Annotated in this window: 18 protein-coding genes; 13 read left to right on the top strand and 5 right to left on the bottom strand. The window is 45.7% G+C overall.

The window, feature by feature from the left end:
- The first annotated feature begins 94 nt into the window (after positions 1-94).
- Entirely contained in the window at positions 95-403 is a 309-nt protein-coding gene (locus tag HNY42_RS11825) for an SAV0927 family protein (protein ID WP_188004538.1), read from the top strand.
- Positions 404-455: 52 nt separating this feature from the next.
- Here HNY42_RS11825 and HNY42_RS11820 read toward each other — a convergent pair whose 3' ends face one another.
- A complete protein-coding gene (locus tag HNY42_RS11820) occupies positions 456-1943 on the bottom strand; it encodes an aminotransferase class I/II-fold pyridoxal phosphate-dependent enzyme (RefSeq protein WP_114595399.1) in 1488 nt (495 codons plus the stop codon).
- Positions 1944-2075: 132 nt separating this feature from the next.
- On the opposite strand from HNY42_RS11820, the gene HNY42_RS11815 reads away from it, so the two are divergent.
- The 3 genes from HNY42_RS11815 to HNY42_RS11805 all read left to right on the top strand — a co-directional run bounded on the left by HNY42_RS11815 (position 2076) and on the right by HNY42_RS11805 (position 3689).
- Positions 2076-2348 carry a UPF0223 family protein gene (locus tag HNY42_RS11815; protein ID WP_131502664.1) on the top strand — a complete coding sequence of 91 codons (273 nt, stop codon included), beginning with the start codon at positions 2076-2078 and terminating at the stop codon, positions 2346-2348.
- A 234-nt stretch (positions 2349-2582) separates the two neighbouring features.
- Positions 2583-2771 (top strand): hypothetical protein, encoded by a 189-nt coding sequence (locus tag HNY42_RS11810; RefSeq protein WP_012370874.1) that lies wholly within the window; start codon positions 2583-2585, stop codon positions 2769-2771.
- Between the two features lie 138 nt (positions 2772-2909).
- Entirely contained in the window at positions 2910-3689 is a 780-nt protein-coding gene (locus tag HNY42_RS11805) for an inositol monophosphatase family protein (RefSeq protein ID WP_188005447.1), read from the top strand.
- 18 nt (positions 3690-3707) lie between these two features.
- On the opposite strand, the gene HNY42_RS11800 is transcribed toward HNY42_RS11805, so the two are convergent.
- Complete coding sequence (locus tag HNY42_RS11800; RefSeq protein ID WP_012370872.1) at positions 3708-3878, bottom strand: DUF5325 family protein; 171 nt, start codon at positions 3876-3878, stop codon at positions 3708-3710.
- Positions 3879-4065: 187 nt separating this feature from the next.
- On the opposite strand from HNY42_RS11800, the gene typA reads away from it, so the two are divergent.
- The 3 genes from typA (at position 4066) to HNY42_RS11785 (ending at position 7484) form a co-directional block, all read left to right on the top strand.
- Complete coding sequence (typA, locus tag HNY42_RS11795) at positions 4066-5913, top strand: translational GTPase TypA (RefSeq protein ID WP_014970803.1); 1848 nt, start codon at positions 4066-4068, stop codon at positions 5911-5913.
- Between the two features lie 27 nt (positions 5914-5940).
- Positions 5941-6294 (top strand): YlaH-like family protein, encoded by a 354-nt coding sequence (locus tag HNY42_RS11790; protein WP_012370870.1) that lies wholly within the window; start codon positions 5941-5943, stop codon positions 6292-6294.
- A gap of 140 nt (positions 6295-6434) precedes the next feature.
- Positions 6435-7484 carry a PQQ-dependent sugar dehydrogenase gene (locus tag HNY42_RS11785; protein WP_188004537.1) on the top strand — a complete coding sequence of 350 codons (1050 nt, stop codon included), beginning with the start codon at positions 6435-6437 and terminating at the stop codon, positions 7482-7484.
- Between the two features lie 29 nt (positions 7485-7513).
- Here the strand turns inward: HNY42_RS11785 and HNY42_RS11780 are convergent, their stop codons facing one another.
- Positions 7514-7717 carry a YlaI family protein gene (locus HNY42_RS11780; RefSeq protein WP_131502662.1) on the bottom strand — a complete coding sequence of 68 codons (204 nt, stop codon included), beginning with the start codon at positions 7715-7717 and terminating at the stop codon, positions 7514-7516.
- A 116-nt stretch (positions 7718-7833) separates the two neighbouring features.
- Here HNY42_RS11780 and HNY42_RS11775 point away from each other — a divergent pair, with 116 nt between their 5' ends.
- Entirely contained in the window at positions 7834-8286 is a 453-nt protein-coding gene (locus HNY42_RS11775) for a PNPOx family protein (RefSeq protein WP_131502661.1), read from the top strand.
- A gap of 39 nt (positions 8287-8325) precedes the next feature.
- The gene (locus HNY42_RS11770) at positions 8326-9642 is read left to right on the top strand and encodes a PhoH family protein (RefSeq protein WP_131502660.1); all 1317 of its coding nucleotides are present in this window, start codon (positions 8326-8328) and stop codon (positions 9640-9642) included.
- A gap of 79 nt (positions 9643-9721) precedes the next feature.
- Here the strand turns inward: HNY42_RS11770 and HNY42_RS11765 are convergent, their stop codons facing one another.
- Entirely contained in the window at positions 9722-10183 is a 462-nt protein-coding gene (locus HNY42_RS11765) for a hypothetical protein (protein WP_188004536.1), read from the bottom strand.
- A 122-nt stretch (positions 10184-10305) separates the two neighbouring features.
- Between HNY42_RS11765 and HNY42_RS11760 the strand changes: the two genes are divergently transcribed.
- The 4 genes from HNY42_RS11760 (at position 10306) to HNY42_RS11745 (ending at position 16819) form a co-directional block, all read left to right on the top strand.
- Positions 10306-10584, top strand: a complete 279-nt coding sequence (locus HNY42_RS11760; protein ID WP_014970798.1) for an Fpa/YlaN family protein — start codon at positions 10306-10308, stop codon at positions 10582-10584.
- A gap of 77 nt (positions 10585-10661) precedes the next feature.
- A complete protein-coding gene (locus HNY42_RS11755; RefSeq protein WP_188004535.1) occupies positions 10662-11933 on the top strand; it encodes an FtsW/RodA/SpoVE family cell cycle protein in 1272 nt (423 codons plus the stop codon).
- Complete coding sequence (locus tag HNY42_RS11750) at positions 11926-15360, top strand: pyruvate carboxylase (RefSeq protein ID WP_114595407.1); 3435 nt, start codon at positions 11926-11928, stop codon at positions 15358-15360. The genes HNY42_RS11755 and HNY42_RS11750 overlap by 8 nt, the downstream gene beginning before the upstream one ends.
- 103 nt (positions 15361-15463) lie before the next feature.
- Positions 15464-16819, top strand: coding sequence for a cryptochrome/photolyase family protein (locus HNY42_RS11745; RefSeq protein WP_188004534.1), 1356 nt, complete (start codon positions 15464-15466; stop codon positions 16817-16819).
- 64 nt (positions 16820-16883) lie between these two features.
- On the opposite strand, the gene HNY42_RS11740 is transcribed toward HNY42_RS11745, so the two are convergent.
- Positions 16884-17777, bottom strand: coding sequence for a COX15/CtaA family protein (locus tag HNY42_RS11740; protein ID WP_114595409.1), 894 nt, complete (start codon positions 17775-17777; stop codon positions 16884-16886).
- Positions 17778-17922: the final 145 nt, after the last annotated feature.

The raw sequence follows: 17922 nt of genomic DNA, 5'->3' as shown, positions 1-17922 counted from the left end.
ACCTTAAGCGGGGAGCCGACCGCTTAAGGTTTTTTTGTTTCGTTTAACCTTTCTTTAAAACAGGAAAAGGATAAAAAAGAAAGGGTGAGACACGATGGAATCGCAATTATCGCCACTCGAAGAACTGTATCATGTCTCAGAAACAGATAAAGTCAGGTTTATCGGTGTGACGACGGAACAAGCACGGTACGATTTTGGTGTCGTCTTTACCAAACAATTTTTTGGGAAGATGCTAGTTGTCAGTCTCACGAGCGGGCGCGCTGCATTGCTCGATCACACAGATGTATTGGATGCAGACGCTTTATACCGGTTACTCGGCATCGAGACCATTGATGCCGAGCCGGTAGGGGAATTTTTAGCGACACTGTTGCCGTACACTCCGAGTTATGAACAGGCAGACTAAAAGACCGCAATTGCTTTTTCAGCAGTTGCGGTCTTTTTTTAATGCACGTTTTTTAACGAATCGCGTTCGATTGTTGAATGACTTTGATTGTCTCGAGCGTATGATCTTCGAGTCCTTGAACGGGTAGACCGGCTTCGATATTTTCTTTGATATACGCCAAATTGTCTGTCGTAATCATTTCACCTGGAATGAAAATCGGAATGCCAGGTGGATAGACCATCATGAACTCTGCCGAGATCCGACCGACAGCATCCGCGAGTGGAATCGTTTCTGTTTCTTCATAAAAAGCATCACGCGGACTGAGGGCGAGTGCCGGAATATCGGGTAAGACGATCGAGTGGGACGCGGTTTTCGATCCCGTATCCCGGTGACGCTCTACAAGATCAGCCATTCCTGCAAGCAAGGCATCAATCGTCTCTTCCGAATCACCAGAAGTGATGATCAACAAGATGTTGTTTAAGTCTGACAGTTCGACTTCAATCCGGTGTTCTTCCCGTAAAAATTCTTCGACGAGATGGCCCGAAATACCAAGTCCTTTAACGGAAATCAACACTTTTGTCGGATCGAAGGCAAATGTCGCACTTGAATGCAAATCCGATTCACCAAACACGGCGAGATAAGGCAATTTCGCGAGTCCCATCCGCATCCGTGTCGCGAGTTCGAGCGCCCGGCGGTTCATTGCTTCTCCGTTAATTGCCAGATGGCGGCGGGCGCAGTCGAGTGATGCGAGCAATAGATAGGAAGTGGAAGTCGTCGTCAGCATCGACAGGACGGCCTGGACTTTATCCGGTGAGACGAGTCCGCGACGTACATTCAAGACGGAGCTGCCGGTCAGCGATCCTCCTAATTTATGAACACTTGTCGCAGCGAGATCTGCACCTGCCTGCATCGCAGACAGCGGCATATCATCATGAAACGCAATATGAACACCGTGTGCTTCGTCGACGAGGACAGGGATCCCTTTACTATGGGCAAGCGTAACGATGCTCTCTAAGTCACCTGCGACACCAAAATACGTCGGATTGATGACGAGGACCGCTTTCGTGTCCGGGTGAAGACTGAGAGCACGCTCGACGGCACTTGGCGTAATACCATGAGCGATGCCAAACATTTCATCAAACTCGGGGTGAATGAAAATCGGGTGCGCTCCAGAAAGAACGATAGCCGACATGACCGATTTATGAACGTTCCGGGGAACTAAAATTTTATCGTCCGGACCGACGACGCTCATGATCATTGCCATGATGGCGGTCGACGTTCCCTGAACGGAGAAAAATGTTTCGTCTGCATGAAAAGCTTGAGCTGCTAATTGATGAGCATCCTTGATGATTCCTTTTGGATGATGTAAATCATCGAGCGGCGCGATATTGATTAAATCGATATCGAGCGCATTTTGACCGATAAATGATCGAAAAGCAGGATCCATTCCTTGGCCATTTTTATGACCGGGAATATGAAATTGAATTGGTTGACGTTTCGCGTGCGCCAGCAGCGCATCGAATAAAGGTGTATCGAGCTGTGTTAAGCTTTTTGTTTGCACCAGATTTCCCCCCTTAAAACCGAATAAAAAAACAATCAAACAAGCTAACTATAACAATTTTTCATAAGGTTGCAACTGTTTTATGTTCGATTTCGTTGTAAAATAGGAAGCGTCAAGAAAGGAAGTGTCACAATGGCGGTCAATTATCCGATTAATCCGGACTGGTCTACGGACGAAATCGTAACAGTCATCCAATTTTTTAATATGGTCGAAGAGGCTTACGAAAAAGGAATCGATCGAATGGTCTTTTTGAATGCCTACCAGGCTTTTAAAACCATCGTCAATTCAAAGTCGGAAGAAAAACAGCTCGACCAGTTTTATTTTGAAGAAACAGGATGTTCGAGCTACCGGGCTGTTCAGCAAGCAAGAAAACAAACAGATGCTTTGTTGCGTTTAAAAAAGTAACGACATTCGTATCGTCAAGCACCCCCTCTTCTGACCGTTCAGAAGAGGGGGTGCTTGTTTAGAAAAAACAAAAACTGGTTATATACTACATACAAGACGATATCGTACAACTGTAAAATTGAAAAATAGATACTTTACATCTAAGTTAAATCGTACTATTATGGATTCAATCCACTAATTAGTCGCAATTGTCTGATAACTGAGTTTTTTATCCCGCGAAGGAGTGTGGTTACTGTGAAACAAGTGATCGAAGCATACAAAAGAAAAGATGCAGAAAAACGCATTCCTGTTTTGCGCCTTGAAATCGATTATGAACTTGCGACATTGCATGATGCAATCGTAGCAAGTGATACGGAAGCGATGGGTGCCAGTAAGGAACGTCTTGAAAAATACCGCCAAGAGATGGTTCGTCTTGAAGCGTAAACAAGATGATATCTTTTAAAATAGAATAAACGATAATAAAATAATCCCAAAATCAACCAGCGAAATTTTTGTTGGTTGATTTTTTTTGTTATCATGAGAATGTAGGACGGTTTGAAGGAGAAGGAAAGGGTGAGTCGGATGCAAGGGATTGAGTTACATGCGATCGATCTAATCAAACGGGCGGGTAAATATATTCGTCAAAAGATGGATCAAGCGTATCATATAGAAGAAAAAACAAATAAAAGTGATCTCGTCACAGAAATTGACCAACATGTTGAAGATTTATTGATTCAAGGAATCTTGGATCGATACCCGGATCATCATGTGTATGGAGAAGAAGGGCGAATCGTTCGTCCGGATACACTGGAAGGAACGGTCTGGTTTGTCGATCCGATTGATGGGACGATGAATTTCATCCGTCAAAAACGCTTATTCGCGATTTCGATTGCCATTATGGTAGAAGGGGAATTGCGTTACGGATTCGTGTATGATGTGATGGCTGATGAACTATTTCATGCCATCAAAGGGCAAGGGGCTTACGAAAACGGGATTCGACTCGCACCAATCCAGGATAGACCGGTCAAAGAAGCCATCATTTGTATGAATGCGACATGGGTGACGGCGAACCGGCGAATCGATTCTAATTTATTGACGCCACTTGTCCGGGATGCGGTTGGCGTTCGGGCTGTCGGTGCGGCCTCACTGGAACTTGCGTGGGTCGCGGCGGGACGGGTCGATGGTTACATCACGATGCGAAATATGCCGTGGGATTATACAGGTGGACAAGTATTGATTGAAGAACTTGGCGGACGTGTCGGGACAATCGAGGGAATGGACATGACATATCTTGAACAAACGAGCGTACTGGCAGGAAGCCGGCAATTCGTCGAGGATGTGTTGACGTACGTGAAAAAATAAAACGCCCGTAGAGGGCGTTTAGGCTTGTTTACGTAAACGTGCTTTCAAGACGAAGCCGACTCCCATTGTCCCGATGGTCAAAAGAAGTGAGACGACGATCATGAGCACGTTTTGTTCCGCAATAAAAATACCGATGGCAGCCATTGAACCGACTGCGATGATGGCTAACAATAAAAAAAGAATCCGCATTTGTCATTTCCCCCTTGCGATACATGAACTCGTCTTTAGTTTAGCGTGAATCAAGGGCAATGAAAAGGCTTTCGCTGTCATCTTCGATCTAAGTGATTGCCAACTACCTGTCAACCTGTGCTATACTCTTAAAGTTGACCGAAAGTATTAATGGATTATTTAAATGAACAGAAAGAGGTACACACCTATGACAACAGTAGTAAGAAACGATTTACGCAACGTCGCGATCATCGCCCACGTTGACCATGGTAAAACGACACTCGTCGATGAGCTTTTAAAACAATCTGGAACATTCCGTGCGAATGAACTAGTCGAAGAACGCGCAATGGACTCAAATGATATCGAGCGTGAGCGCGGAATCACGATCCTTGCTAAAAATACGGCAATTGATTATAAAAATACACGCATCAACATCGTGGATACACCAGGTCACGCCGATTTCGGTGGTGAAGTAGAACGTATCATGCGTATGGTTGACGGCGTTATCCTTGTTGTCGATGCGCGTGAAGGCTGTATGCCACAAACACGTTTCGTATTGAAAAAAGCACTTGAGCAAGGTCTCCAGCCAATCGTCGTCGTCAATAAAATTGACAAGCCGATGGTCCGTCCACTCGAAGTTGTTGACGAAGTCGTCGACCTCTTGATTGATCTTGGAGCAGATGAAGATCAACTCGAATTCCCAGTCGTTTATGCATCGGCAGTCAACGGCTCAAGTTCCTTTGACCCTGAACTTGAAAATCAAGAAGACACAATTACAAACGTACTTGATTTAATTCTTGAACACACTCCGGCTCCTGTTGACAACAGCATGGATCCTTTACAATTCCAAGTTACAATGCTCGACTACGATAACTATCTTGGACGTATCGGAGTAGGACGCGTCTTCCGTGGAGAAATCAAAGTTGGAGACAGCGTTTCGCTTTCTAAACTTGATGGATCAATCAAAAACTTCCGTGTTACGAAATTATTCGGATACTTTGGTCTGAAACGCGTTGAAATCGAAGCTGCAAAAGCTGGAGATTTGATTGCAATCGCAGGTATGGAAGATATCAACGTCGGTGAAACGGTTTGCCCGACTTCACACGTCGATCCACTCCCATTACTTCGCATTGATGAGCCGACTCTTCAAATGACGTTCATCGTCAACAACTCGCCATTCGCTGGTCGTGAAGGTGACCTCGTCACTTCGCGTAAAATCGAAGAGCGTCTTGAAAAAGAGCTTGAAACAGACGTTTCACTCCGTATCGAAAACACAGATTCACCAGACCGCTGGATCGTTTCTGGCCGTGGTGAACTTCACCTCGGGATTTTGATTGAAAACATGCGTCGTGAAGGATACGAAATTCAAGTATCTAAACCGCAGGTAATCATCAAAGTTGAAGACGGCGTTAAAGTTGAGCCGTTTGAGCGCGTTGTCATTGATACACCTGAAGAGTACACAGGTGGCGTCATGGAATCGATCGGTCTCCGTAAAGGTGAACTGACGAACATGCAAACAATGGATAACGGACAAACAAAAATGGAATTCATCGTTCCTTCACGTGGATTGATCGGATACCGGAATGAATTCTTATCTGCAACACGCGGATACGGAATCATGAACCATACATTCGAAGAATACCGTCCGTTCATCAACGCGGATATCGGTGGACGCCGCAGTGGTGTTATGGTCTCAATCGAAGCTGGTAAAGCGACTGCATATGCAATTTCTGCACTTGAAGACCGCGGAACGATCTTCATCGAGCCAGGCCTTGAAGTTTACGAAGGAATGATCATCGGTGAATGTAACCGTGACGTCGACCTCGCTGTTAACGTTGTTAAAGCGAAACAATTGACGAACATGCGTGCATCTGCGAAAGATACAACAAACGTTCTTAAACGTCCACGTGTCTTCTCACTTGAAGAATCATTAACATTCTTGAATGAAGATGAGTACTGTGAGATCACACCGCAATCAGTTCGTCTTCGGAAACAAGTATTAAACAAAAACGAACGTGAAAAACAAGACAAGCGTCGTCGTCTTGGTAAAGACTGAGCTCTTAACACGTAAGGGGGACTGGCAATGACTGCACAACCTGCCGTTGCTTCTGATTTCTCGAAATTTGATATTCCAGCCGTTGCGAAGTTGCTTGGTGTGGGAAGTGATCCGAATAACTTGAGTGCCGGCTTCAATGCACTGATGATTACGGTCGTCATCTTGACGTTAATCGTTTTTAAATTAGGATTTGCGAAAGAGTTAGCCTGGTGGAAATCACTGATCGTCTACTTGTTGCTCGCGGTGTTCTCTGCCGCTTTAACACTTGTCTTTTGGACATGGCCGATCCCTGAAGTATTGCTTGCTATGGTTGTCATTCTCGGAATTTACCGATTCCGGATGTGGATGGTCAAACGTGAGCGAGAACGAACCGCTTCTTGATTGTAAATCAACATAAAAAAGTTCCGTTTCCTTTTGGAGACGGGACTTTTTTGTGTGAAATGAAGGGAAATGCGTTCCGTGTTCGATTCCAGGAATAGTTTACGACAGGTTCGGGAAAAAAATAGCAAGAGGTGATAGATATGATCAACCGAAAATGGAGCATCCCGTGCAGTCTTGCTGTTGTTTTAGCCGGATGTTCAGAAACCACGACCGAAGATCCATCGAAATCGGTTCCGAAAACATCTGAGCCGGTCGAAAGTAATATCATTTTCAAAAATTTAAAGATACCGTGGAATATTGAAAAAAACAAACAGACCTTTTATATTACAGAACGGGAAGGGACAATCGTCAAAGGAACAGAAGGGAAGTATAGCCGGATGGAGCTCGAATTGACCGAACCGGTCGTTGCAGAAGGGGAGGGCGGACTGCTTGGGATGGCGCTTGATCCAGACTTCCAAAAGAACCGAATAGCGTATGTCTATCATACGTATGAGAAAGAGGGTGCACTTTGGAATCGAGTCATTGAAATCACGGAAGAGAACGAATCGTGGAAAGAGCAACGCGTGTTACTTGATGAGATTCCAGGTGCATCGATTCATAATGGCGGTCGAATTGAAATCGGACCGGATGGATTATTATATGTGACGGCAGGTGACGCGGCAGTCCCCGAAAACGCTCAAAAACTATCTTCTTTATCCGGAAAAATTCTCCGTATGAACCTCGACGGCAGCCCGGCGAAGGGGAATTTAAGAGAATACGTCTACAGTTACGGTCATCGTAATCCACAAGGGTTGGTTTTTGTCGATCAAACATTGTATGCAACGGAACACGGTCAGAGCGGTCATGATGAAATCAACCGGATTGAACAAAAAAACTATGGTTGGCCATTGATTGAAGGAATGGAAAAACAGCAAGGATTAGTAACGCCTTGGTACGAAGTGGGTGAAAATTCAGTTGCACCGAGCGGAATAGCAGAACAGGGGGGGAAGTTGTATTTTGGAACGCTGGTCGGTCAGAGCCTTCGGTCAATTGAAACGTCGACCTCTAAAGTGGAACAACTCGTAACGGACCAGGGGCGTATCCGGGACGTGATGACGGATGGACAACACCTGTATTACGTCACGAACAATAGCGATGGACGAGGAAATCCGTCGGATGAAGATGATGTCCTAGTTCGTCTCGAACCGTAAAAAAACTACTTTGAAAACCAAAGTAGTTTTTACCATCTTTTTTTAGTTGTCGCCCAGGTCGGATAGAGGTTGAACTGTCCTGTTTCTTGCCGCGCAACGGTCCGCTTTGTGATACGTTCATGGCATTCATCGCATATGTAGACGCGCACTGGTTTGTTTCGCAATCTTTTGGCTGTGAAGGACCAGTCGTCGATGGTTTCTCGTTTATCGCAGATGGTGCATTTAACACGCATGGTAGGTCCTCCTTTTTTTCTTAGTATATCATATTTAAGAATTATTCAACTTGAAAAAGGGATGCGTTTATTCGATATCGAATAGTAATAAAATAAGGAACGGAGGGGGTGGTATCATGGCAAATAAAGTGGAACATCGTCTGAGTGAACAGCAGATGAAGGCATTAACAGATTTACCACTCGTGTTTTTAATCACACATGATCAGAGCAAAAGCTGGCCGATTACACATGCCATCAGTTGGGTGTACGCAAAAGATGAAACAACGATTCGTTTTGCGATTGAAGCGGATTCGTTACTTGTCAAAACGTTAGCTGATCATCCCGTTTTTACACTTATTTTCTTTGCCGATCAATCAACGTACAGTTTAACGTGTACGGATGTCGCAGCCTGGGAAACGAACAATCGATTACCTTTACAGGTAGCGTTGTATGAAGGACAGATTCAAGAAGTCCGCGATATCTTATTCTACGGGGCCGCCGTGTCGGACCGGCCGCGTGTTCATAAAACGTATGATGAAGCAGCAGCTCTGAAACTTGATCAACAAATTCAGGATATTTTAAAAGGATAACATTCATCAAAACTCGACTCTAAAGGAGCGAACGATGGAATGAAAAAAATATATGTGCTCGATACCAATGTCATGCTACATGATCCGTTGTCTCTGTTTCAATTCCAGGAGCACGATGTCGTGATTCCGGCCATTGTCTTAGAAGAATTGGATGGGAAAAAACGGAATATGGATGAAGTCGGACGAAATGCACGGGAAACGGCGCGGATTCTTGATCAATTACGGGAAACCGGACATCTCCATGCCGGTGTTCCGCTCGGGAATGGAGGGATTCTACGGGTTGATATCGGAGATTCCATCAGTGAAGTTTCACCGTTCACGCATGAATCAAACGACAACAAGATTCTTGAACTGGCCTGGTCGATTCATCGGGAACAAAAAGAACAACAAAGCGGGCGGGATGTCATCCTGGTCTCGAAAGATATTTTAGTCCGGGTGAAAGCGGATGCGTATGGGTTAGTCGCAGAAGATTACTTGACGGATCATATCGCTGACCTGACAGGACTATATACGGGTTTTGTTGAACTGGTCGTTGATCAAGAATACATCGATTCTTTTTATCAAGATAAACGATTGTCAGTCGATGTTCTTCCGGAAAAAGTGCATCCGAATCAATTCGTCATTTTAAAGAGTAATGTGTCGAAAGCATCTGCCATTGCCGTCGTCGATCAAGAAATGCCGATTATTCGGGCACTATCACTCGACATCGATCAAGTCTGGGGTGTCGTTCCGCGAAACGTCCAACAGCGAATGGCATTTGAACTGTTGCTTCGGGATGACGTTCCACTTGTCACACTCGTCGGGAAAGCGGGAACCGGAAAAACATTACTGGCACTCGCGGCGGGGTTATTGCAGGTCGAAGATGAACACCGGTATAAGAAATTGGTAGTTGCGCGGCCGGTTGTGCCGATGGGCAATGATATCGGATATTTACCGGGGGAGATGGAAGAAAAACTCCGGCCTTGGATGCAGCCGATTTATGATAACTTGGAACATTTGTTCAACACGAGTTCCGGTGACGAACTAGGAAACATTTTGGCAGGGATGAAATCGATTCAACTGGAAGCCCTGACCTATATCAGAGGACGGAGTATGCCGGGGCAATTCATCATCATCGATGAAGCACAGAATCTGACGAAACATGAAGTGAAAACGATTTTGACCCGTGTCGGTGAAAATTCTAAAATTGTCTTAGTCGGCGACCCCCAACAAATCGACCATCCGTATTTGGATGAGTATTCGAACGGGTTGTCTTATGCAGTCGAACGATTGAAAGGTGAAAAGATGACGGGGCATGTCAAACTCGTTAAAGGCGAGCGGTCAAGCCTGGCCCGCTTGGCAGCAGACTTACTCTAAGCAAACGCGACAAAAAAGCCGTTTCTGTTTCCTTCACGTTAAGAAGGCACAGAAGCGGCTTTTTATATCTTTTTTTAGATCATACTACAGTTATAAGAGTCACAGAGCGGACGATTTGATCACGGTAAAGCAGATGGACAGGACCATCGCTTAACACTTTTCCGTCTTTTGAAAACTGTAAGTACAGTTCCGGTAACGTATTCAGATCAAGTTCAACCGTTTCCGTTCCTTCGAACCGTAAAGCGGCTGCGCCTTCGAACGGCTCGGCATTTTGAATGAACGGTGCAAGCGGCATGGCAAATGACCCGCGCAAGGCGGCATCTTTTTCTTCGCGCGTCATCGGTTTGTTATGGTCAGTCCGGCTGCCTTCCGTAATTCCTTTATCCCAAGCGGCCCCCATCTTGGCATAATAAGCTTCTTGTGCGTTATCTCCGACTTCTTTCCCAATGTGGTCGACTTCAATCTTCCGTTCATCGAAGATCCAAACCGTTGGGTCGATCGTCAGTGGATAGCGGACGTTACCTGTAATCGGAAAAATCATCATTATTCCCCCTAAATGTATGAGTCGTGCAAATCCATTATACCGAAACGTTGAATTGTTGGCGAAAGTAAGGTAAAGTTTAGCTATAACAGGAACGCGTCATTTGATGAGGAGGGATTGGATTGTCAACTGAAATCGGGACAGTTCATCGCCAGCGCGCTCTTGAGCTACTAGAAGCGGATGCCCATAAAATCCGCCGGTTGATCGAGGTCCAGCTTGCGAATTTAACGATGCCACAATGTCCTCTGTATGAGGAAGTATTGGATACACAAATGTTCGGATTGTCACGCCAAATTGATTTTGCCGTTCGTCTCGAACTGATTGATGCGAGTGAAGGAAAACAATTACTCGACTCATTAGAACAGCAATTATCTGATTTACATGATGCGGAGACGTGCTGATTTTCTACTCAAACGTGAAATGCGGCGTTTGGGTATTTTTTTTTAGAACTAGGAATTAGAAAAAGGACGTGTACATAATGCAATCGAAGTTTAAGGAAAAACGTGCGTTTTTTGATTATCGCCTCTTCTTCACGATGCTGATTCTGATGGCGATCAGCACGGTGATGGTTTACAGTGCCAGTGTCTGGAACGGTGGCGATTACGCAAACACCTCATTTTTTGAGAAACAATTGATGTTTGATGTGATGGCGATTGCTATCTTCTTGTTTGTCGCCCATCTGAATCATGAGATTTTCCGAGGACCATTGGTACGGTTGGCTTTATATGTCATCACGTTCGGTATGTTGACGGCAACGCTGTTTGCTACACCGTTGAACGGGGCGCGTGCCTGGTTGAATTTCGGGATTTTCTTGATTCAGCCGATCGAGCTGTGTAAATTTGTTCTCGTCATCGGTCTTGCCAACTATTTTGATCAAAAACATAAAGGGCAGATGAATGGTGTGATTGGAATCGTCCACCACTTCATTCATCGTCAAATCGCACCGGATTCATCCGGCAAGCGGATTTTGCTCAGTTTCACGGACTGGATTTTGATTCCGTTCATCGTGTTACTCGCCCCTTATGCCATGATTATCCGGATGCAACCGGATGATGGCGGATTATTCATTTTACTCTTAATTACGGCGATGATTTGGTTTGCAGTCGGATTACCGCGCGGCTATATCGCTGTTGCCATTGTATTCGCAGCAGGAGCCGCTCTGTATGCCTGGAACAATTTTTCCGCCAATCAGATGGAACGAATCAATGCCATCTTCAATCCCTTTCTGGATGCGGAAGGAAAAGGGTATCAATTGATCAATTCGGTCATCTCGATTGCCCACGGAGGATTCTTTGGAGTTGGTTTAGGGAATAGCTTTCAAAAGTATGGTTATCTGCCGGAACCGGAGACCGATTATATCATGTCGATTATCTCGGAAGAACTCGGATTCGTCGGAGTCCTGATTGTGCTGGGGTTGTTGTTCTTTTTAATGTGGCAAGGTGCGCTCATTGCCCGGCAATCGGCTTCCATCTACTCGAGCATGGTGGCATTCGGCATTTCGTCCATCATCTTTATTCAAACCGGCATCAATATCGGAGCGATGTCCGGTCTGTTTCCGGGGACCGGTGTGACGTTACCGTTCATCAGTTACGGCGGGTCTTCGCTTCTCGTCATGAGTACGATGCTTGGTGTCGTGGCAAATATTTCGATGCAAAACAAGCACCGGATAGCGTATCATAAAGAAGTACAGGAAGCACGAAAGATGAGTGCTACGAGTTCATTACCTAAAGGGGGAGCATCAGTTGACTAAAATCAAAAAGATTCTTGTCGCCAACCGCGGAGAAATCGCGATTCGCGTATTCCGTGCGGCAACCGAACTTGGGATTCGGACAGTCGCTATTTATTCACGAGAAGATAAGGGATCGCTTCACCGGTATAAAGCAGATGAAGCATACCGGATTGGCGAGGGGAAAAAGCCGATTGAAGCGTATCTTGATATCGAAGGAATCATCGAGACTGCGAAGAAAGCGGAATGTGATGCAATCCATCCCGGGTACGGTTTTTTATCAGAAAATATTGAACTCGCTACACGATGCCGCGAAGAAGGCATTATTTTCATCGGTCCCCGAGAAGAACATCTCTACAGTTTTGGCGATAAAGTCCGTGCGCGGACGACGGCCATTGAAGCCGGTTTACCTGTTATTCCGGGTACGGATGGTCCGATTACATCAATTGATGAAGCGTATGCTTTTGCTGAAAAGGCCGGTTATCCATTGATGGTCAAAGCTTCTTTAGGCGGCGGTGGACGCGGTATGCGTGTCGTCCGGACCGAAGAAGAGTTACCGGACATGATTGAACGGGCAAAATCGGAAGCCTTAAAAGCATTCGGCTCAGACGAAATATACGTTGAGAAATTGATTGAACGTCCAAAACATATTGAAGTTCAAATCATTGGAGATGCCCATGGCAACATCGTTCATTTGTTCGAACGTGATTGTTCAGTGCAACGCCGACACCAAAAAGTTGTCGAAGTCGCGCCATGTGTCACGTTATCAGATGAGGGGCGCCAAAAGATTTGTGATGCAGCTGTCACATTGATGAAGCACGTCGGTTATGAAAATGCCGGAACGGTTGAATTTTTGGTGACACAAGACGAATCATTCTATTTCATCGAAGTCAATCCGCGTGTTCAGGTTGAACATACGATTACGGAAATGATTACCGGGATTGATATCGTTCAGACACAAATCCGAGTCGCGGAAGGGGAATCACTACATAGTAAATTAGTGGGTATTCCTGCACAAGAAGAGATTCAAATGTTAGGTTTCGCCATTCAAAGCCGGATTACATCAGAAGATCCGGAAAACGGCTTCTTGCCGGATACGGGCAAAATCAAGGCCTACCGTTCACCAGGCGGTTTTGGTGTTCGTCTCGACGGTGGAAATGCCTATGTCGGTGCTGAGATTTCACCTTATTACGATTCTTTACTCGTTAAGATTTCGACACACGGCTTAACCTATGATCAAGCCGTTGCAAAAATGAGCCGGAACTTAAGCGAATTCCGAATCCGTGGCATTAAAACCAATATTCCATTCTTAAGTAATGTATTGAAACACCATGCGTTTATCAGCGGTGATTACAATACGTCGTTCATCGATGATACAAAAGAATTGTTCATCTTCCCGAAACGACAAGACCGTGGAACGAAGCTGCTGACATATATTGGAGAAGTATCTGTCAACGGTTTCCCCGGAATCGGAAAAATCGAAAAACCGATTGCCCGTGACGTCCGGATTCCAAAAGATCTGCCTGCCGACTATCAAGCAGGAGCTAAAGCGATTCTTGACGCGGAAGGACCACTTGGTGTCATCAACTGGCTAAAAGCACAAGAACGCGTCCAATTGACGGATACGACATTCCGGGATGCCCACCAGTCGTTACTTGCGACGCGGATGCGGACGAAGGATTTAATCGCCATCGCGGAAGCGGAAGCTAAACTGTTACCGGAACTCTTCTCAGTGGAAGCTTGGGGTGGAGCAACATTTGATGTGGCATACCGGTTCCTGTCAGAAGATCCGTGGGTCCGTTTGATGCAATTACGCGAAAAAATGCCGAATGTTTTGATTCAGATGTTGTTACGCGGAGCCAATGCAGTAGGTTATAAAAACTATCCGGACAATGTCATTCATGCCTTCGTAAAAGAAGCAGCCCAAGCAGGTGTCGATGTGTTCCGAATCTTCGACAGCTTAAACAATCCGGAATCCATTCAGCTTGCGATCGATGCTGTCTTGCCGACGGGAAAAATCGCCGAAGCAGCAGTTTGTTATACAGGCGACTTGTTCGATGCGAATCGTCCGAAATATCATCTTCCGTATTACGTCAAGCTGGCGAAACAGCTCGAAGCGAGTGGTGCTCATATCATTGCCATCAAGGATATGGCAGGATTACTGAAACCGGAAGCTGCTTATGCTTTGGTCTCAGCATTAAAAGATGCTGTTGATTTGCCGATTCATCTGCATACGCATGATGCAAGCGGAAACGGAATTTACACGTATGCCCGGGCTGTCGATGCCGGAGTCGATATCGTGGATGTCGCTGCTTCAAGTATGGCCGGTCTGACAAGTCAGCCTGCCGGAGGAAGTTTGATTCATGCATTAAGCGGTCATAAACGTCAGCCGCTCGTATCTGTCCAAAAATTCGAACAAGTGTCGGACTATTGGCAGGATGTACGCCATCTCTATCAAGCGTTTGAACTTGATATGTTAGCTCCGAATCCGACAGTCTATGATCACGAGATGCCGGGTGGTCAGTACTCAAATCTTCAACAACAAGCAAAAGCTGTCGGTCTCGCGGATCGTTGGTCTGAAGTTAAAACGATGTATGCCCGTGTCAACATGTTGTTCGGTGACATCGTTAAAGTTACACCATCTTCAAAAGTCGTCGGCGATATGGCTTTATTCATGGTCCAGCATCATTTGACGGAAGAAGATGTACTGGAACGTGCCAGCAATCTCGATTTCCCGGATTCTGTCGTCGAATTGATGAAAGGGGAGCTTGGGACGCCACCAGACGGTTTCCCGAAACAAGTCCAGGCGGCAATCCTCAAAGGCGTCGAGCCGTTGACGGAGCGTCCTGGAAAAATGATGGAGCCACTCAATTTTGATGCCATCAAGCATGAACTGTTCGAAAAACTGGAACGTCCGGTGACGGAGTTTGATGCCTTGGCATACGCTTTGTATCCGAAGGTATTCCTCGATTACAGTTCGTACGTTGCACGATATGGTGATATTTCAGTTCTCGATACGAGCACGTTCTTCCACGGCATGCGTCTTGGGGAAACGATCGAGGTCGAAATCGAGCGCGGAAAAACGTTGTATTTGAAGTTGATTCAAATTGGTCAACCAAACGATCATGGTGTCCGTGTCATCTACTACGAGATGAACGGTGTGCCGCGTGAAGTCGAAGTAAAAGATATCAGCATTAAAGAAAGCTCATCAAGCCGTCCGAAAGCCGATCGTTCGAATCCGAAACAGATTGGTGCGTCTATGCCGGGTAGCGTCTTGAAAGTCTTAGTTGAGCCTGGAACGCGGGTTCGTAAGGGAGAGCAGTTGCTTGTAACGGAAGCAATGAAAATGGAGACGACGATTCAAGCACCTGAAGACGGTGAGATCAAGTCGGTCCACGTCAAAGAAGGCGAAGCTATCGCGAGTCAAGACTTATTGATTGAATTCATTTAACACACGAAACGTAAATCGGCATAAATACAGTATGACGAAAGCAGGCAAAACGCATGGCGGATTGCCTGCTTTTCGTTCATCATTATTTTAGGGAGGCACGAATATGAACATCATCTGCTGGATTCGAAGTGATTTTCGAATCGAGGACAATCACATGTTGGCACAAGCGGTCGACTATCTAGAAAAGGATGAACAGGCAAACGTCGAGTTCGTTTTTTGGGTGAATCCAGACTATATCGGAGAGTATGATGCGAGGCAACAATATTTCTTTCAGGCACTCGAACACTTCGCAAAAAACTGTAAAACACACGGGATGCCGATTCGATTCATCGAAGGGCAGGAAAAAGATTTTCTCGAGGCGACAGATATGGCAGATGTCTTATTGTTTAACGCTGAATATGTAGAACCGTTTAAGAGTCGTGACGACGGGATTATGAAAAAGCGGGGTGACAAAAAGTCGGAACGTCTACTTGACCGTCATCTGCTTCATCCACATGCCGTCAAAAAAAATGACGGTTCCTATTATAAAGTGTTTACACCATATAAAAATACTTTTTTGAAGAAAGATATCAGTAAGCCGTATCCGGTCAATCTGGATCTCCTGAAAGAACGTTATCATACACGACGTCAAAACAATGCATTTATGTTGGATTACTTTAAACGGTCGGCATCGGAGGCTGACTTTGGTGTAGGGGAAGAACAGGCGACGAAACGATTGCAGGCATTCATCAAAAACAATCTGTCTTCTTATGACGAGCAACGGGATCTGCCGGCGGTCGACGGAACAAGTCTGATGTCTCGTTACCTGCGGACCGGTGAAATCGGAATTCGGACAATCTATGAAGCCGTCAATCAGGAGGAAGGTTCGAAGGGAAAACAAACGTATCTGACAGAATTGATTTGGCGGGAATTTTATTACACGATTTTGATGCATTATCCGGAGTCCAAACGACTGCCGGTCAACGAGCAGTATACGAAGGTTGAATGGGAAACAGATGAGGCGGGCTTTAAAGCCTGGACAGAAGGGAAAACGGGCTATCCGATTGTCGATGCGGCCATGCGACAGCTCAACACGACGGGGTGGATGCATAACCGTCTGCGGATGATTGTCGCGTCCTTTTTGACAAAGGACTTACTGGTCGATTGGCAAAAAGGGGAGCGGTATTTCCAAAAAAAACTGGTTGATTATGAAGCCGCGTCTAACATTGGCGGGTGGCAATGGGCGGCGTCGGTCGGGACGGATGCTGTTCCGTATTTCCGAGTCTTCAATCCGACGACTCAGTCGAAGAAATTTGATAAGGATGGAACCTTTATCCGCCACTATTTGCCGGAACTCAAGGATTTACCTAAAACATCGATTCATGAGCCAACGGAACAACAACGACAAGATTACGATTATCCGATGCCGATTGTCGAGCATGACATGGCCCGAAAACGAGCGATTGCCCGTTTCAAATAAAACGTGCAAAAAAAAACAGGGAGCAGGATTAAATCCTCTCCCTGTTTTTTAGTTGAAAGTCTAATCAGCGTAACCGGGAATCGTCTTTTCGCGTCCGGAATGCATGGTAAGCGAGGTAAGAGATGACTCCGAAATAGCAAGTGATCAAGAATGCGTGTAATAACGGAACGTACGTGGCATGTCCACCAAGAACGATCCAGGCACCGGTTGCAACCTGACAAGAGATAAAGAAGGTTGCGAACAACATACCGGTACGCGAAGTCCGGTGTTTCAGGCGAATCGCCGTGTAGTGAACGAACAGCGTATAGAAGAACAACAGACCGGCCAAAATCCGGTGAATCATTTGAACCCACGCTTCGAACGTCATCGTCGGTTGCGAACAGACCGGCCAGCCGACGCAGGCATACGTCGCACCGACATGGCGGACGAACGCTCCTGTGTAAACGACGATTAACGTATAGATCAATAAGCCGTACAACAGTTTACGCAAGAACGCTGGGACCGATTCCCTGAATTCTTGACCGGGACGCTCCATAATCAAGATCGTCAAGATAAGTAAGGAAGCAAAAGAAATCAATGAGATTCCAAAATGGAGTGCCATGACGAGATCCGACTGTTGCCAAACGACGGCACCTGCACCGACGATGGATTGAATCAACATGAAAATGAAGGCCAGGAAAGCGAAAATCTTGATATCCAGGCGATCTTTGAAAGCGACAAGTGTCCAAAGACACAAGGCGATGATCAATAAACCGACGACTCCTGTTACTGCGCGGTGACTATACTCAATCATCGTTTCGACACTTGGATTAGTTGGAATCAATTCTCCATGACAGAGCGGCCAATCGGTCCCGCATCCGTTTCCGGAATCTGTTTTCGTGACGGTCCCCCCCATGAGAAGAACGATCATCATCGTGAATGTGACAAATGCTGAAAAAATCGAAAGTTTTCGATTCAAAATGCAGCCACCACCTTTCTAGAGAAAATACATGATACTTGAAATACCTAGCAATAGTATCGCATAAAAAATATCGAAACGCTTGCAATCTTTTAGAAGAACGCTATTCTAATATTAGGTAAATATGGTGAACTGTGAGGTTAAT

It is taken from the genome of Exiguobacterium sp. Helios (assembly GCF_014524545.1).
GTDB lineage: Bacteria > Bacillota > Bacilli > Exiguobacteriales > Exiguobacteriaceae > Exiguobacterium_A.
The sequence above is the reverse complement of the archived record's forward strand: the minus strand, read 5'-3'. Positions and strand labels throughout refer to the sequence as shown.

Coding starts and splice junctions, on each gene's coding strand:
- HNY42_RS11790 (WP_012370870.1), top strand. CDS start 5,941: ATGACTGCACAACCTGCCGTTGCTTCTGATTTCTCGAAATTTGATATT.
- HNY42_RS11785 (WP_188004537.1), top strand. CDS start 6,435: ATGATCAACCGAAAATGGAGCATCCCGTGCAGTCTTGCTGTTGTTTTA.
- typA (WP_014970803.1), top strand. CDS start 4,066: ATGACAACAGTAGTAAGAAACGATTTACGCAACGTCGCGATCATCGCC.
- HNY42_RS11780 (WP_131502662.1), bottom strand. CDS start 7,717: ATGCGTGTTAAATGCACCATCTGCGATAAACGAGAAACCATCGACGAC.
- HNY42_RS11825 (WP_188004538.1), top strand. CDS start 95: ATGGAATCGCAATTATCGCCACTCGAAGAACTGTATCATGTCTCAGAA.
- HNY42_RS11755 (WP_188004535.1), top strand. CDS start 10,662: ATGCAATCGAAGTTTAAGGAAAAACGTGCGTTTTTTGATTATCGCCTC.
- HNY42_RS11745 (WP_188004534.1), top strand. CDS start 15,464: ATGAACATCATCTGCTGGATTCGAAGTGATTTTCGAATCGAGGACAAT.
- HNY42_RS11815 (WP_131502664.1), top strand. CDS start 2,076: ATGGCGGTCAATTATCCGATTAATCCGGACTGGTCTACGGACGAAATC.
- HNY42_RS11775 (WP_131502661.1), top strand. CDS start 7,834: ATGGCAAATAAAGTGGAACATCGTCTGAGTGAACAGCAGATGAAGGCA.
- HNY42_RS11765 (WP_188004536.1), bottom strand. CDS start 10,183: ATGATTTTTCCGATTACAGGTAACGTCCGCTATCCACTGACGATCGAC.
- HNY42_RS11805 (WP_188005447.1), top strand. CDS start 2,910: ATGCAAGGGATTGAGTTACATGCGATCGATCTAATCAAACGGGCGGGT.
- HNY42_RS11800 (WP_012370872.1), bottom strand. CDS start 3,878: ATGCGGATTCTTTTTTTATTGTTAGCCATCATCGCAGTCGGTTCAATG.
- HNY42_RS11770 (WP_131502660.1), top strand. CDS start 8,326: ATGAAAAAAATATATGTGCTCGATACCAATGTCATGCTACATGATCCG.